This window comes from Parabacteroides sp. AM17-47 (assembly GCF_003434625.1).
Classification (GTDB): Bacteria; Bacteroidota; Bacteroidia; order Bacteroidales; family Tannerellaceae; genus Parabacteroides; species Parabacteroides distasonis.
Genome location: NZ_QTLI01000062.1, coordinates 1 through 905, shown reverse-complemented (window position 1 = coordinate 905; position 905 = coordinate 1). Strand labels below are relative to the sequence as shown.

1 pseudogene is annotated in these 905 nt (G+C 41.2%); it reads right to left on the bottom strand.

Going from position 1 to position 905, the window contains the following annotated elements:
• Positions 1-905, bottom strand: a pseudogene (locus tag DW205_RS21995) (tetracycline resistance ribosomal protection protein); the annotation flags it as partial.

Below are 905 nucleotides of genomic sequence, written 5' to 3'. Positions count from 1 at the left end.
TTTAATGGAACTTTCCCTTTAATATGACACCACTCATTATTGCAACTGATGTCTTCAATCTCAGACATCATTTTTTGCAAATCTGTAATAGCTTTGGAACTTGCCGCTTGGGGTATCTGCAACTCAAAATAGAGCATCGGTTCGAGAATGTCCACACCTGACTGTTGCAAGGCCAGCCTGAAGACATAAGGGGTCAGCTGTCTGAAATCAGCAGGTGTACTTACCGGGCTATAATACTCGGCTTGAGTAAAAGTTACTTTCAGATCTGTCACTTCCCATCCATGTAAACCAGATTGGCAAGACATACGAATCCCTTCAAAAACGGCATTTTGAAAAGAATGGTTCAGATAACCATAGGAGATGTCACTTTCGATTTGCAACCCTGTCCCTAACGGCAAGGGTTCAAGCGTCAGCCCTATTGTGGCCCAGTAAGGGTTGGGTGGCACTTCGATCTGAATAATCTTATTGACCTTTTTTACAGGTCGTTCTTTGTAGATAGTCTTGATCTCATCAAAATGGACCTTTACGGAAAATCGTTCTTCCAGCAATGTCTGTATGATTTCCTTTTGTGTCAAACCATATAACGAGATTTCCAATTCATCACTATATGAGTTTATGGAAAAGGACAAAGACGGGTCTTCAATCCACAATGTATTCAGAGCGGATATCACCTTGCTTCTCTCTTCGGACCTGTCTGGCCGGACGGAGGATTTGAGAGCGGGATGCTGATGAGATAACCCTTGAATCAAACAAGGTTTAGTACCTAAATAATCTCCGATTCGAAAATCTTCCATATCTTCTACAATCGCGATATCATTGGCCCCCACTTCATCAACATTTATCTCTCTGCCCTGATAAATAGTCTTTAGATTTTTAATCTTGATGAATTTTTCCGAATCGTTGAT